The sequence below is a fragment of the Enterococcus sp. DIV0800 genome (assembly GCF_050559735.1).
Lineage (GTDB): Bacteria > Bacillota > Bacilli > Lactobacillales > Enterococcaceae > Enterococcus_A > Enterococcus_A devriesei.
Map to the genome: position 1 here is coordinate 345,531 of NZ_CP187898.1, position 15,249 is coordinate 360,779.

Annotated in this window: 11 protein-coding genes; 6 read left to right on the forward strand and 5 right to left on the reverse strand. The window is 41.2% G+C overall.

The window, feature by feature from the left end:
* The first annotated feature begins 124 nt into the window (after positions 1–124).
* The 4 genes from IGI54_RS01600 to IGI54_RS01615 all read left to right on the forward strand — a co-directional run bounded on the left by IGI54_RS01600 (position 125) and on the right by IGI54_RS01615 (position 6,595).
* Entirely contained in the window at positions 125–1,486 is a 1,362-nt protein-coding gene (locus IGI54_RS01600) for a CHAP domain-containing protein (protein ID WP_430620977.1), read from the forward strand.
* Between the two features lie 424 nt (positions 1,487–1,910).
* A complete protein-coding gene (locus IGI54_RS01605) occupies positions 1,911–2,357 on the forward strand; it encodes a MarR family winged helix-turn-helix transcriptional regulator (RefSeq protein WP_071861592.1) in 447 nt (148 codons plus the stop codon).
* Positions 2,357–4,738 (forward strand): ABC transporter ATP-binding protein, encoded by a 2,382-nt coding sequence (locus tag IGI54_RS01610; protein WP_430620978.1) that lies wholly within the window; start codon positions 2,357–2,359, stop codon positions 4,736–4,738. The genes IGI54_RS01605 and IGI54_RS01610 overlap by 1 nt, the downstream gene beginning before the upstream one ends.
* 15 nt (positions 4,739–4,753) lie before the next feature.
* Positions 4,754–6,595, forward strand: coding sequence for an ABC transporter ATP-binding protein (locus tag IGI54_RS01615; RefSeq protein WP_430620979.1), 1,842 nt, complete (start codon positions 4,754–4,756; stop codon positions 6,593–6,595).
* Between the two features lie 214 nt (positions 6,596–6,809).
* On the opposite strand, the gene IGI54_RS01620 is transcribed toward IGI54_RS01615, so the two are convergent.
* From IGI54_RS01620 to IGI54_RS01640, 5 genes are all read right to left on the reverse strand, one after another.
* Positions 6,810–8,225, reverse strand: coding sequence for an MFS transporter (locus IGI54_RS01620; RefSeq protein WP_430620980.1), 1,416 nt, complete (start codon positions 8,223–8,225; stop codon positions 6,810–6,812).
* Positions 8,226–8,386: 161 nt separating this feature from the next.
* Complete coding sequence (dhaL, locus tag IGI54_RS01625) at positions 8,387–8,986, reverse strand: dihydroxyacetone kinase subunit DhaL (protein WP_430620981.1); 600 nt, start codon at positions 8,984–8,986, stop codon at positions 8,387–8,389.
* 23 nt (positions 8,987–9,009) lie between these two features.
* On the reverse strand, positions 9,010–9,993 hold the full coding sequence (dhaK, locus tag IGI54_RS01630; protein ID WP_313630714.1) for a dihydroxyacetone kinase subunit DhaK: 984 nt from the start codon (positions 9,991–9,993) through the stop codon (positions 9,010–9,012).
* 1 nt (position 9,994) lies between these two features.
* Positions 9,995–10,393 carry a dihydroxyacetone kinase phosphoryl donor subunit DhaM gene (gene dhaM / locus IGI54_RS01635; protein ID WP_216430801.1) on the reverse strand — a complete coding sequence of 133 codons (399 nt, stop codon included), beginning with the start codon at positions 10,391–10,393 and terminating at the stop codon, positions 9,995–9,997.
* Positions 10,394–10,689: 296 nt separating this feature from the next.
* Positions 10,690–11,823, reverse strand: a complete 1,134-nt coding sequence (locus IGI54_RS01640) for a glycerol dehydrogenase (protein WP_071861585.1) — start codon at positions 11,821–11,823, stop codon at positions 10,690–10,692.
* A 167-nt stretch (positions 11,824–11,990) separates the two neighbouring features.
* Here IGI54_RS01640 and IGI54_RS01645 point away from each other — a divergent pair, with 167 nt between their 5' ends.
* Together IGI54_RS01645 and IGI54_RS01650 are read left to right on the forward strand one after the other, a co-directional pair.
* Complete coding sequence (locus tag IGI54_RS01645) at positions 11,991–13,013, forward strand: PocR ligand-binding domain-containing protein (protein WP_430620982.1); 1,023 nt, start codon at positions 11,991–11,993, stop codon at positions 13,011–13,013.
* Between the two features lie 111 nt (positions 13,014–13,124).
* Positions 13,125–15,248 (forward strand): ATP-dependent helicase, encoded by a 2,124-nt coding sequence (locus IGI54_RS01650; protein WP_430620983.1) that lies wholly within the window; start codon positions 13,125–13,127, stop codon positions 15,246–15,248.
* Position 15,249: the final 1 nt, after the last annotated feature.

Here is a 15,249-nt window from a genome sequence, read left to right on the forward strand (position 1 = left end):
ACGAGATTGAAATATATTTGTAATATTTCTTTTATCTGTATGATATATCACTATGTTAGAATTACTTCTGTCTTAATGAGATCGATTAGATTTTAAATTAAAGTAACAGCCGGAGGAATAATTAGTGAAGAAGAGTTTATTATCAGCATTGTTGGTATGTTCAATCGCCGTATCAGCGGTTCCCAATATTGCTTTTGCCGATAATTATGATCAGCAAATTCAAGAAAAAGATCAAAAAATCAGTGATTTACAAGGTAAGCAATCCGACGTTCAAACACAAATCGATGGATTAACTGCTGAAATTGTGACAGTTAGCGGAAAAGTTAACGAATTAGAAGCGAAACAAGAAAAATTAAATCAAGAAACACTAACATTACAAGATAAAATCGCTACTTTAAAAGTACGCATCGCAAAACGGAATGAAGTTATCAATAATCAAGCCCGTGATACACAAGTAAAAGGACAAGCAACGAATTACGTTTCAGCTGTATTAGAAGCAGATTCATTATCTGATGTTGTTGGTCGTGTTCAAGCGATGACGACAATGGTTAAAGCAAACAAATCTTTAATGGAGCAACAAAAAGCTGACGAAAAAGCTGTTGAAGCAAAAGTTAAAGATAATGAAGCAAAAGTTGCAGAAATTGCTGCAAACCAAAAAGAATTAGAAACACAAAAAAATTCAATTGCTAACAAGCAAGCAGAATTGAATGTTGTGAAAGCAAATTACGCAGCAGAACAAGCAACTGCTGAACAAGATAAAGCTAAGTTGAAGAAAGATCAAGAAGCAGCAAAAGCAGAACAAGCGCGTATCTTGAAAGAACAAGAAGCGGCAGCTAAAGCGCAAAAAGCTGAGCAAGAACGCCAAGCAAAAGAAGCGGCGAAAGCGCAAAAAGCTTTTGAAGCGGAACAAGCCAAAGCAGCTGAAGATGCAGCGAAAGCACAAGAGCAAGCAAAAGAATCAACTGAAAGCAGCTCAACCACTGCTTCATCTAGCACCAGTGAAGAAAGCACAACAACTTCTTCTTCAACTGAAGCGACAGAAACAAGTTCAACCGACAACTCTAGTACGCCAACACCTACTCCGACGCCAACACCAACACCATCAACCGGTGGCGGTTCAAAAGTCGATCATACAGGTTCAGGTAATATGTATGCGGTTGGTCAATGTACTTGGTACGTTAAAAGTGTGGCACCATGGGCTGGAACTTATTGGGGCAACGGCTGTCAATGGGGTGCTTCAGCAGCGGCTGATGGTTTCCAAGTAGACGGATCACCGGCACCAGGTTCAATCGTAGTCTTTGGACAAGGACAATCAGTTGGAACATGGAATGCTGATCCAGTTTATGGACACGTAGCGTATGTTCAATCATACAACGCATCAAACAATACAATTACAATTACTCAAGGCGGTATGGGCTTCCCAACACCGACTGGACCAAACACTGCAACGTTAAGTGCAGCAGGTTTACAATATATTCACCCATAAGCAAAAAGTAAAAAGTCGCCGATTGATTCGGCGGCTTTTTTTTTGCATAAAAGAAAGAAGAAAATTCTAAAATGAATCAATCGCTTTACAGTAGGCATATCAATGTCCGGCTTAACGAATTCGCTTTATCGGCAATCAACAAAACGATTTCGAAGTTTGAGAAGCAATTTGGAAATGGTTTTGTCTGAACCAAATTTAATCGTCTTCAGGTCTGTTAATGCTTACAGCTAGAAGGCTTTTTTTGATTGTCTAAAAGTGTCAAGGGAATATATTTCAAAATTTATTTAAAGAAAAACGGATTCTTTAATTTTCTGAATAAAATACTTGCATTTACATTTTATAAGAGGTAATATCAAACAGCATTAATAACTAACACTATTAGGCATTAATGAGAAACTAGATTTTTTTAAGAAGGAGGAGTCGTATGACATTCGCAGAAGAAGCTGAACGTGAACTGATGGAGCTGATGGTACAAAATCGCCATGGCGCATTCAGTAAGATCGAAAAGAGCAGCAAAGGTGCGAACATCGTCATTAAGGCATTAGATATATTAGGTGAACCTGCCAATCCTAAATTTTTAGCAGACACACTTAATTTATCTACAGCACGAATCGCAGCTGTGTTGGGAAACTTGGAAAAGCGCGGCTTAATCATTCGCACGATGGATCCTGACGATCGTCGTAAGATCAATGTCAGCTTGACGGAAGCTGGAGAAAAAGTAGCGAAAGCTGAAAAACAGGAAATGCGGACGAAAATTATTCGAGTATTTGAGTTAATGGGAGAAGCAGATACTAAAAAATATCTCGAATTAACTGCTAAGTTTGTCGACTACTCAAAAAAAATATCCGCGGAAGGGGAAAGTGATCAATAGTGAAGATTTTTAAATATCTTGGAAAATACTGGTACGCGATCATCGCTGTGTTCTTGCTTTTAATTGTGCAAGCATCCAGTGATTTAAGTTTGCCTAGTTTAACGTCAGATATCGTAGACGTTGGTATTCAACAGGGAGGACTTGAACAGTCGACACCAGACAAAATCAGAAAGTCAACGCTTCAAGGGCTTGAGATTTTCATGACCGACAAAGAGAAGCAAACAATCAAAGATAACTACAAAGAAGCAACTCAAACCGTAGACGGGAAAAAGGTCGATATCTACAAATTAGACTTGCAAAAAGGAACAACGAAGGATGAACTAGCAAAAATCTTCAATCTACCTATGATGATGATTGCTTCCGCCCAATCAAAAGATTCAACCAATGGGAAAGAAGCAAAAGAAGTTCTGACTGACTATCAAGCCATCGCTAAAGACGGAGCGAAAGCTCAAGCTTTAGGTCAAGAAGCGAAGGCATTAGGCGAACAAGCGCAAGCGGCTGGTAAAGCAGCGGCAAGTGCAACAGATGGCGCAACAGCTGCTGCCAAAGGTGCGGAAGCACAAAAATTAGCGGCTGAAGCACAAGCCAAAGGCGCGGAAGCACAAAAAATCGGCGCCGAAGTCAAAACACAAAATGATGCAATGCCAGCAAAAGTTGATGCTGCTCGTAAAGCGACGAAGAAAAGCTTAGGCGATGTTGGTGAAGATTCGCTAAAAACAGTTGGGATTCAATTAACCTTAGCTGAATACAAGGCGTTAAATGTTAATACCCAAAAAATCCAAAATGATTACATGATGAAAACTGGTGCTAAAATGATTGGCTTGACCTTCGTCTCAGCTATTGCTGCGATTATCGTTGGTTTGATCGCGTCATTAGTTGCCGCAACAGTCGGTAAAAATTTACGGGTTGGCCAATTTGAACAGACATTAGCCTTTTCCAACAATGAAATGGAAAAATTCTCACCTGCTTCATTGATCACTCGTAATACCAATGACATCCAACAGATTCAAATGGGGATCGTCATGATCATGCGGATGGTTTTATATGCACCGATCTTAGGTATTGGTGGGGTCTATCGAGTTTATAAAACCGGAACAGGAATGGGCTGGATCGTTGGTGTGGCCGTGGCGGCTGTTTTAGTTCTAGTCTTAACCTTACTATTAACAACGATGCCAAAATTCAAAGCGTTGCAAAACTTAGTTGACCGTGTCAACTTGGTTTCTCGTGAAATCATCACTGGATTGCCAGTTATTCGGGCCTTTTCTCGTGAAAAATACGAAGAGGAACGTTTTGATGTAGCGAATACGAACTTGATGAAGACGCAAATGTTCGTGAACCGGGCGATGTCATTAATGATGCCGTTAATGATGCTTTTAATGAATGGAATCTCAGTACTGATCGTCTGGGTCGGTGGACACAACATGGACATGGGACAATTACAAGTCGGTGACATGATGGCCTTCATTACGTACACGATGCAAATCGTTATGGCCTTCATGATGTTATCAATGGTTTCAATCATCTTGCCGCGTTCAAATGTAGCAGCAGGACGGGTAGATGAAGTCTTGAATACAAAACCTACGATTGTTGATCCTGAAGAACCAAAAGATGATCATGATTTCAAGGGTGAAGTGAAATTTGAAGGCGTCCAATTCCGTTATGGTGATGCCGATGAAGATGTTTTGCATCATATCAATTTCACAGCGAAACCTGGAGAAACAACGGCATTGATCGGTTCAACTGGGTCAGGAAAATCAACCATCGTTAACTTGATTCCACGTTTGTTCGACGTAACTGGCGGACGAATCACCGTTGATGGGATTGATATCCGTGAAATGAGCATGCATAAATTACATGAGATCATGGGCTTTGTACCTCAAAAAGGAATTTTATTCTCTGGTGATATTGCTTCAAATATTAAATTTGGCGATTCTGATATTACTGATGAACAAATGAAAAAAGCCGCTCAAATCGCACAAGCAGAAGAGTTTATCGATTCGAATGAAAAAGGCTTTGATCGTGAAATCTCTCAAGGTGGAACGAATGTCTCTGGTGGACAAAAACAACGTCTATCGATTGCTCGTGCGTTAGCGAAAAATCCTAAGATTTTGATCTTCGATGATTCGTTCTCAGCACTTGATAACAAGACAGATGTGGCGTTGCGAAAAGCCCTCGCTGAAAATATCAAAGATGTGACGCAAATCATCGTGGCCCAAAAAATCTCGACGATTCTCCATGCTGACAATATCATTGTTTTAGAAGAAGGTCGGGTCGTAGCGCAAGGTCGTCATGAAGAATTGATGGAATCATCTAAGGTCTATCAAGAAATTGCCCAGTCACAATTAAGCAATGCTGAATTAGGCATAGAAGAAGCGGATTAAGGAGGAGCGAATAAAATGGCAGAACAAAAACAAAATCGCCCTCGTGGTGGTGGTCCTGGACATATGTCTGCGCCAGTGGAAAAAGCCAAAGACTTCAAAGGTACGCTGAAAAAATTAGTCTCGTATCTTGGGGCGTATAAAATCGCGGTGTTCTTTGTAATGATCTTCGCGATTGCCTCAACAATTTTCAATATTTGGGGTCCAAAAATCTTATCAAAAGCAATTACTGAATTATTTAACGGTTTAATCAAAAAATATCAAGGTACCGGCGATATTAATTTTGATAAAATCGGTGGTATTCTTTTATTCATGCTTGGTCTATATGTGGTGGCTTCCTTATTCGGAATCATCCAAGGCTGGATCATGTCAACGATTTCCCAAAAGATCACGTATCGGATGCGGAAAGAAATTTCTGAAAAAATCGATCGGATGCCAATGAACTATTTTGAAAGCCGGACAACTGGTGAAGTTCTTTCGCGTATCACGAATGACGTGGATACATTAGGACAATCACTGAACCAGAGTTTGACGCAGTTGATCACGTCTACTTTCACCATCATTGGAGTTATCGTAATGATGCTTTCGATTTCGGTGAAAATGACGGGTGTTGCGATCTTGATCGTCCCTATTTCATTAATTTTGATCTTGATTGTTGTGAAAAATTCGCAAAAATATTTCAAAACCCAACAAGAATATCTAGGGGTTATCAACGGGAAGGTTGAAGAAACCATCGGTGGGTACACGATCGTTCGTTTGTTCAATGATGAAGAAAACTCGTTGAAGGAATTCAAAGAACAAAATGAAGTACTATTCAAATCTGCTTGGAAGTCCCAATTTCTGTCTGGTTTGATGCAGCCGATCATGAACTTTGTCGGAAACTTAGGTTATGTGGGTGTAGCGATCGTCGGTGGATTCATGGCTTATAATGGAACAATCACAGTTGGTGATATCCAAGCCTTTATCCAATACGTTCGTAACTTAACGCAACCAATCGCGCAATTAGCTCAAGTATCGAATATGTTGCAATCAATGGCTGCCGCAGCTGAACGGGTCTTTGAATTCTTAGCCGAAGACGAAGAAGATCAAATGGCTGAGAATCCAGTGCAATTGGATAAAGCAAAAGGCATGGTAGACTTTGATCACGTACAGTTTGGTTACACACCAGACAAGATCGTTATCCAAGACTTTACTTCTCATGTCGATCCTGGCCAAACAGTTGCGATCGTTGGACCGACTGGTGCAGGTAAAACAACAATGGTCAAATTATTGATGCGTTTTTACGATGTCAATTCCGGCGCAATTAAAATCGATGGCCACAATATCAAAGACTTTAATCGTGCAGATCTACGGAAAAACATCGGAATGGTGTTACAAGATACTTGGTTGTTCAAAGGAACGATCATGGACAATCTACGGTATGGGCGTTTAGACGCGACAGATGAAGAAGTCTACGCCGCTGCCAAAGCTGCTCACGTGGATCACTTTATTAAGACCTTACCTGGTGGTTATGAGATGGAATTGAATGAAGAGTCTTCAAACATCTCACAAGGTCAAAAACAATTGTTGACGATTGCTCGTGCGATCTTAGCCGACAAGCCGATCTTGATCTTAGATGAAGCCACTTCATCAGTTGACACTCGGACAGAAGGCTTGATCCAAGAAGCGATGAACAACTTGATGAAGGGCCGCACGTCCTTTGTTATCGCTCACCGTCTATCAACCATTAAAGACGCTGACAAGATTCTTTACATGCAAGGTGGAGACATCAAAGAACAAGGTAGCCACGAAGAACTATTGGCTCAAAACGGACTTTATGCTTCTCTTTACAATTCACAATTTGAAGAATTAGCTGAATAAGAACATAGCGTATGCTGACTTTGAATCAAATACCAAATGATTTGGTTCAAAGGGCGGCCTTATTCTAAGCACTAGGCAAATATTGAAGCTTGCATGCTTGAGCCTCATAAATATAAATAAGTCTATTCTGATTCCTTTTCATTGGAATCAGAATAGACTTATTTTCGTTTTATACCAAAATTTCAGAAAGAGCTGATTGTTGGCAGAACTATTTTTATTTGCCCTTATTTTTATCACTAGAAATCGCGTAGACGGATAAGACTAGGCAGAGAACTGCTAAAGCAGCCATCACCCAAAAAACATTGTGGAAAGCTTGAATAAAGGTTACCCCCAGCTTAGGTGTAATGTAGCGGACCCCGGGAAGCTGGGCAAAGAGCACGGCAGAAGCGATGCTGATACCTAAGCTCATCCCGATCGTTCTAAAGAAAGAAGTCAAGGACCCAGCAACGCCGGTGAAGTGTTTCTCTACAAAAGACATCGCCAATGAATTATTCGGCGATAAAAAGAGCCCCATCCCGACACCATTTAATAAAATTGGCAACAGGATCAGTAGCCAATTAATTGATAAGGGATAAAAGGTATAACCGATTTGCGAGAGGATTAAGACGATTAGACCGCTGATAATTAATTTACTAGAGCCGATCTTATCGGACAACCGTCCCGCGATTGGTGAAATCACCAGCATGACGACTGATTGTAAAACCATCACGAGGCCACTAATCAAAGGATTAACCTCATTGAAACTTTGCAAATAAAAAGGTAATAGGATATTTGATGCGACATTAGTCAGCATCGCTAAAAATAAAGCGAACATCGAAAGCATAAAGCGTTTGTTGCGAAGAACGCTAGGGGAAATCCAAGGGCTTTTACTATGATCATCCTGAATAAAAGAAAAAACCGTCAAGGCCGCACCACCAACGAAGGCTAGACTGCCGACTAGATAGCGAGCTTGCATATCTTGGAAAAAGAGACTAGAAAGGGATAAAACAATGATCCCAACCGAAAAAATACCTTGCCCCAGCCAATTGGCTTCTTTTAAAGGAGCTTCCAACAATTCTTTTGTAAATTTAGGAATCGTGAAGGTTTTGAATCCAAGGTAACTAAAAATAAGTCCTAAGGGAACATTGATCAAATAAATCCAACGCCAAGAGAAGACCGACAAAATCACGCCGCCTAAAGCGGGACCTGAAATCGATCCAACTGAGATAAACATCGAAATGACCGCTAGGGTTGTTCCGCGGGTCTCGGGAGTAGAATATTCAGTCGTCAAACCAATTGAATTAGCCATGATCATGGCCGATCCAATTGCTTGGATAACTCGGCCGAAGAGAAGCAGGACAAAGGTCGGTGCCAGTCCATTGACTAAGGAGCCAATGGTAAATAAAAGCCCACCGACTAAAAAAATTAACTCTTTCGACAACACATCGCCGAGATGACCAAAGGCGACTAATAAAATTGTTGTGGTAATCAAGCCAATTTGAACGATCCATGTCGCTTGATTATTCGTAATCGCTAAGGCTCGACTGATCGTGGGTAGCGCTAAGTTAGTACTTTCCCCAGACAGCGAGGTGATAAAAGAAAAGAGTCCGAGAATAATGATTGATTTACTAAGGGTTCGTTGTTTTTCCATAAGGTTCACTCCAACGGCTAAGCGAGTTAGTCTTTTTTTTTTAGTATAATAATGATTATCAAAAAATACGATTGAAACGTATTCTGGATATTAGTAGAGGAGCGAACAATGAAAAAAAACAAGTGTACCTCGAAGGTTTCGGTCGAGGTACACTTGGCTGATTAATTCAAATAAGGTAGTAACGTTTGGAATAATAGGGCGCTGGAAGCGGCCCCTGGATCAATGTGTCCGATGGAGCGTTCACCTAAATAAGAGGCGCGCCCTTTTTTAGCTTGTAAGTCTTTGGTTTGTTCTTTCAGTTGCTCAATTTCTTGGCTGGAGAAACGTCCTTCTTTTAAAAGAGTGATGCTAGGTCCCCAGACGTCTAACATTGTTTTATCGCCTAGTTCCGCTTTTCCACGATTTTTGATGCCATCGAAACCAGCCGTTAGTATCGAAATTAATTCTTCAGTAGTAGTAATTTCAGGAAGATCTTTAGCAGCTTTCGCCATGTTCATAAAGGCGGAGCCGTATAAAGGCCCTGACGCGCCGCCAACTTTTGAGATCAGTGCCATCGCTAAGACTTTAAAGCTATTAGCGATAGAGCTTGGCTCATTTCCTATAGAGACAACTAAATATTCGGTCATTCCCCGATGCATATTGTTGCCATGATCACCGTCACCAATCGGCGTATCTAATTCACTTAGATAATCTTTATTTTTTTCAATAGTAGCTGCGAAATCCTGCAACCACGCTTGGATGTCATTTGTTGTGACCTTCATTTATTTTTCCTCCTTGCGATTGTTTACCAAGAGATAGTTGAAACATAGCGGGTCAAGGCGTGTTGCCAAGTTTGATCGGCTAAGTCAATGAATGTTAAAGACAAGCCTTGCATGTCGATGGAGGTCATATAATTTCCGACCTTATGGAAGCTGACGGAAATATTTTCTTCAGCTAATAGATGCAAGACATCATTAATAAAGACAAATTGCTCCATCAAAGGTGTTCCACCCATGCCGTTGACTAATACGCCGATCGTTTGCGGTTTTTCTTCATAGGAAGCCAATAGCTTAGTAACCATTTCTTGGGCCAAAGCTTTCGACGGCTGCAATTGCTCTTTACGATAGCCAGGCTCGCCGTGAATACCTACACCAAATTCAATTTCATCTTCGGCTAATGAAAAGCCGGGCTTACCCACTTCAGGGACTGTTGCAGCTTTCAAAGCAACCCCGATTGTTTTTGTTGCTGCCACGACTCGCTCACCTAAAGTTTTTAATTCAGTCAAGCTGGCACCGTGCTTAGCGGCATTTCCTAAGATCTTATGAACGAGGATCGTCCCAGCCACGCCGCGTTTGCCAGCGGTATAGGTGCTGTCTTCTACCGCGATATCATCGTCAACGACAACGATCTCCGTAGCAATCTCATTCATTTCCGCCAAATCCTTAGCCATTTCAAAATTTAAAATATCGCCCGTGTAATTTTTGACAATCAATAGAACGCCTTGGCCTTGATTGGCTTCTTCAATCGCTATTTCAATTTGATCGGGAGTCGGTGAAGTAAAAACATCCCCTAAAACCGCGGCGCTCAACATGCCGTCGCCGACAAAGCCTGCATGGGCTGGTTCATGGCCGCTGCCGCCGCCAGAAACTAAACCGACTTGTGCTAAACTTGAATTCTTTGCGATAACACGAGAATCTGCCACTCGATGAACGAGGCTTGGATAGCTTTCGACGATGCCAGACAACATTTCTTCAATAATATCTTTTGGTTCATTGATTATTTTTTTCATCTTATTCCCATCCCTTTCCGGGTGCATTCTTTGCTTCAGCGATAATGTGAGAGAGATCATCGGAAACGCTAGCGGTGATTCCTGCTGCGAAAGCTCCCTCAACTAACGGCGCATCAACTAAAATGTATTTGGACTGCTGTGTTTCTTCTAACATATCAAAGGCTAATTCCGCACTTAAAACGGCACTGCCGAGATCGGCAAAAACGAGAAACGCTTCAACGGAATCGGCTTCGTTGACAACATCAACAATTTTCGTTGGGTCACTGCCAAGCTCACCCTCTGAAGTACCGCCTAATGAATAAATTTCCAGTGAATCACTTTGAGCCATTTGCTCAATCATTTCTTTGATACCGTCAGTGATTTTTTGACTATGTGAGACTAATAGAATTGCCTTTTTCATGGAAAAACTCCTTTTTCAATTTAATGTATTTATTTTTCTTCCAGAAAAATAAGTCAGAATTTCAAGCCGTATATCATCCTACTAGCTCTTACTTTTTTAGTTCTAGTCGAACTTTTTCGGACTCCGCTTCGTATAAACTGCAAAAAGTAGGACTGACATCCTTTTTCAATTTAATGTATTTATTTTTCTTCCAGAAAAATAAAACTGATATTCAAGCCGTATATCATCCTACTAAAAAGCTATAACGCATAACGTGTTACTAACTCGCTGAGGCAAGCTAGTAACACGACTGTCGATTATTGATGCGCGTCTTTGTAAGCTTGACCGATCCGATCGGCGACGATAATGGCATTGGCAACTTCTTCTTCCACGATTGGGAATGGCATTGAGTGAATCGATTCTTCAGGAATAGAAGCGATTTTGGCAACTTCAAGTGCTTCTTCAAAGCTGATTGATTCAACACCAAGGTCAGCCAATGTAAGTGGCAATCCGATTGAAGCCATGAAATCCATTACTGCGTTGATTTCTTCTGTTTCAGCATCTTCTAAAACCAATTGTGCTAAAGTAGCGAAGGCAACTTTTTCACCATGTAGATAGTGATGTGTGCCCGCTAGAACCGTCATCCCATTGTGGATCGCGTGAGCTGCTGCTAAGCCGCCGCTTTCAAAACCTAAACCAGACAATAAGATATTTGTTTCAACGATCTTATTCAATGCTTCAGTTGGTAAGTTGGCATCACAAGCAATCTTTGCGTGTAGCCCATCTTCTTGAAGATTTTCCCAACATAATTTTGCCATAGCAAGTGCGGCATAAGTCCCACTGGCAGGAGGAGTCAATCCTTCACGAGATCCCATTGGTAAACTAGCGTTGACCCGTGAGTAAGAATTATGAGTGGCCCGGGCTTCAAAGTAAGTGGATAAAGCATCACCCATGCCGGCAACTAAGAAACGAGTGGGTGCTTTTGCGACGACCTTTGTGTCGACTAGGACAACGCTAGGGCTTTGTTTGAAATAAGCATAATCATCAAAAGAGCCATCTGCGTGGTAAAGTACGGCAGAGTGAGAGGTTGGCGCATCTTGCGCAGCGATTGTTGGAACAATAATCAAATGTTCACCTTCAGCGACCACTTTTGATGCATCAATGGCTTTCCCGCCACCGAGTCCGATAATGCAGTCGGTTTGATATTTTTCTGCCACTGCTTGCAATCGTTTTGTTTCTTCACGAGTAACTTCTCCGTTGAATCCGCCTTCATAAAAAGTGATATCAAATTTCTTTGCGGTCGCATCCAATTGTGGACGTACCCGCTCAACGTCATCTGGATTGGCAATCAATAAGGCAGACTTGCCGAAGGTGGTAACGAAATACCCTAAATTTAATAATTCATCTTCGCCTTGAACATATTTTGTTGGTAAAATCAGTGCTTTTCTCATAAAATGAATCCTCCTTGTTTTTATTTACAGTGTTATCATAAAGCGTTATCATAAAAGAATCATTGAAGAATGTTACCGTTTTCTTATGAAAAACAATTGAATTATTTTGCTAAATAGAACTATTTTGTTACAAAAAAGGTTCTATAATGTCGCTATGAGGTGATCGTATGAAGGGAACACAATTTGATATTGAACAAGTACTGGACTTAACGAAATGGGAAAAGTTGCAAGAAAGTATCGCTATCGCGACGCACTTAGCAATTATTTTAGTAGATTATCGTGGTCGGCCGATTACAAAGCATAGCCAAGTCCAGCCTTTTTGTCAGTTGGCTCGTAATCATCCGAAGCTTTCGGCGTATTGTGAAAAATGTGATTCACGAGGTGGGCTGGAAGCAGTACGAACGGGCCAGCCCTTCATTTATCGCTGTCATTTTGATATTGTTGACATGGCGATCCCGATTATAGTTGACGGTCACTACGCGGGCGCGATTATGGCGGGAGAAATTTTGCTGACGGAAGAACAGAATGACTTGGAGCAAGTATTGCAGCTGGGAGATCAACAGCTTGTGACTGATTTTAAGCAGGAACACCAAGACTTGATTGCCCGATATCCGCGATTTAATCGAGAGGACCTGAATCAATCGGCCGAGATGTTAGAAAAGCTCAGTGAATATATCATTAGTGAAGCAATCAAAAAAGATTATTTAATTAAGGCTTACAAACAAACGCTGCGCTTGTCGCAACATGAAAAACCGTTAGAAGAAGGTTTGGATCTGGCGTTTGTGCAAAAGGATATTCAACAATCGTTATTGGAAAGTCGACTACAAACAGAAGATGGGGTGTATCAGGCGACAAATCGTCTACTGCAGCCGGCAATCGATTTAGTGTTTGAAAATAAGGGCAGTCACGTTGATCTGCCGACACTAGCTTCGGTGACTAATCTATCCCCGAGTCATTTGAGCCGCTTACTTAAAGAAGAATTTGGTGAACCTTTTAGCAAAATCTATGGAAAATTGAAAGTGTATTGGGCCGAGCAATTATTAGAGACCACCGATTGGTCAATTACCGAGATCAGTGATGAATTAGGATTTGTAGAGCCCAGTTATTTTGTCCGTAGTTTTAAAAAAATTACTGGGACCACGCCTTTAAATTATCGGAAAAATACTATTGACGCGAATAAAAGACAGTAAAAATGGTTTGTCTTTTACTCGCTTCTTTTTGTAAGAGATCAAGGTCTATCATAATTCCACGATTCCGCTATAATAGACAAGGATGTTTTATTGTAGAGAGGATTCTTTTTCATGCTTAATTTTTCAAAAGATAAGGAGCGGTTGGAAACAGAGGTTTTCAATGATCAAGCCACATTGCAGCACTTGCTGGCGCAAAATAATGGGGCAGAGTTCAGTCCGGAGCAATTAGCGGCGATCCGTTTTCCGATGGGGACCCATCTGCGGATTATTGCTGGTGCTGGCAGCGGCAAGACCCAAACGATTTGCGGGAAGGCGGCATATTTAGTCTTAGAAAAAAAGGTCGACCCCAAAACGATCATGATGTGTACCTTTTCCCGCAAAGCCAAATTGGAAATGGAGGAACGAGTAAACCATTATCTAGGAGGTTACGGCCGGCTCCAAGTCCAAACCTTTCATGGTTGGTTCAATCGAGAATATCAAGAATTGATCCGGCACAATCCAGCACTCAAGCAGTGGGGAATTGAAGGAGCGATCGATGAAGAGCTTTATGGGCAAACAGTCAATCAACTAATTAAGAAGTATCGTTTATATAACTTTGATAAATACGAGGATCGCAGTCTCTTGTCGCGAATCAGCTATTGGCGCAATATGGGCTATTCAGATCAAGCGATGATCGGTTTTGTTGCTACTTACTTTGATGGAAAAGATCTCTTGCCTAATCAAACGCTAAGCCAGATCTTTCAGCAATTTTTAGCAGAGCTAGCCGTGATTAAAAAGAGTCAGCAATTTATTACCTTTGATGACATGCTCTATAATTTAAAATTGATTTTAGAAAATGATCGCACTGCACGAGCAAGCTTGCAGCAAAAATACCGCTACATTTTTATTGATGAGTTTCAAGATATCAATCCGCTGCAAAAGCAAATCGTCGCCTTGATCTGTCCACCAGATAAGCAGAGTCAGAACCTGTCTTCCGGCAAACTGATCATCGTAGGAGATGATGATCAAAGTATTTATTATTTTCGAGGGGCAGAACCGCGCTATATCATAGACTTTGACCAAGAATACAACCAGACTTCGTTGACACTCATGACGAATTATCGTTCAGAAACACCGATCGTTGAGGCGGGAAATCGGTTGATTCAACATAACGCCCATGATCGATTGGCTAAAACCATGACCGCCATCAAGCCAGCCGTTCACGAAATCTCCGCTTTGAGTTTTCCTGATGATGAAGCAGAAGCTGCTTGGATCGGTAAAGAAATTCAAATGCTGGCGACTCAAACGCCGAAAAAGGACGGAAAACCCGATTATACCGACACGCTCGTTTTGTATCCAACGCGGGTGCAGCTAAGGTCTTTATTAAAAGAATTAGCTGAACAAAAAGTTCCCTTTGTCACACAATCCAATGATGATCTTTTAGGAATCTTCGGGCTGCCTTTGTTTAAACATTTATTTGAACAATTACAAAAAATCGCGGGCGCAACAAATAGTAAAGAAAAAAATGATGCTTTAAAAAAGATCATTCAACAATACGCCTTTTATCACTACATAAAGTTCGGCACTAGCGCGGCTTTCTTGGCGGAACTTTTCACCCAAAACAAATTCAAAATCAATGATCTAGTTACTTTCTTAGTAGCTGAAAAGCAGCTTGATCGATCAGCGCAAACGAAGACAAAAGAATTCTTCAAACAAATCTACACTTTTTATCAAAGCCAGCAGCTGCAACTGGCGCCTTTTGTGGAAGCTATCCTAGCGACCCCTAAATTTAAAAAGGAACTAAGTATGGAAGAAGCTGATTGGCTGGCAAAGGAATTAACGGAAGCCAAGGATTGGCCCGGTTTAATGGCAAGCTTTGAAGAAGCTCAGAAGCAAAATCAAGGAATGAAGCAACGCTTAAAAGAATACGATCAACAGCAACTAAACGCCGTCTATTTATTGTCTATTCATGCCAGCAAAGGACTAGGAAAAAAGAATATCTTTATCAAAGGTGTTTACGAGGACGCTTTGCCAAATTATCATACGGTTGAAAAAGCAGACTGTGATTTGCAGGCGGCCGTTGAGCAAGGCGCACCACCGACGACGATGGAAGAACAGCGACGACTGATGTATGTCGCTATCACGCGAGCGAAGGAAAGATTGTATGTGACTTTCCCCAAAGCTGTTAACGAGAAAAAAACCGAACCGTCAGCCTTTATCCAAGAAGCCGGTCTAACAGTCAAAGAAGTACAATAGT

Excerpts from the sequence above, each read along its gene's own strand:
- IGI54_RS01615 (WP_430620979.1), top strand. The coding sequence starts at position 4,754 with ATGGCAGAACAAAAACAAAATCGCCCTCGTGGTGGTGGTCCTGGACAT.
- dhaM (WP_216430801.1), bottom strand. The coding sequence starts at position 10,393 with ATGAAAAAGGCAATTCTATTAGTCTCACATAGTCAAAAAATCACTGAC.
- IGI54_RS01650 (WP_430620983.1), top strand. The coding sequence starts at position 13,125 with ATGCTTAATTTTTCAAAAGATAAGGAGCGGTTGGAAACAGAGGTTTTC.
- IGI54_RS01605 (WP_071861592.1), top strand. The coding sequence starts at position 1,911 with ATGACATTCGCAGAAGAAGCTGAACGTGAACTGATGGAGCTGATGGTA.
- dhaK (WP_313630714.1), bottom strand. The coding sequence starts at position 9,993 with ATGAAAAAAATAATCAATGAACCAAAAGATATTATTGAAGAAATGTTG.
- IGI54_RS01620 (WP_430620980.1), bottom strand. The coding sequence starts at position 8,225 with ATGGAAAAACAACGAACCCTTAGTAAATCAATCATTATTCTCGGACTC.
- dhaL (WP_430620981.1), bottom strand. The coding sequence starts at position 8,986 with ATGAAGGTCACAACAAATGACATCCAAGCGTGGTTGCAGGATTTCGCA.
- IGI54_RS01640 (WP_071861585.1), bottom strand. The coding sequence starts at position 11,823 with ATGAGAAAAGCACTGATTTTACCAACAAAATATGTTCAAGGCGAAGAT.
- IGI54_RS01645 (WP_430620982.1), top strand. The coding sequence starts at position 11,991 with ATGAAGGGAACACAATTTGATATTGAACAAGTACTGGACTTAACGAAA.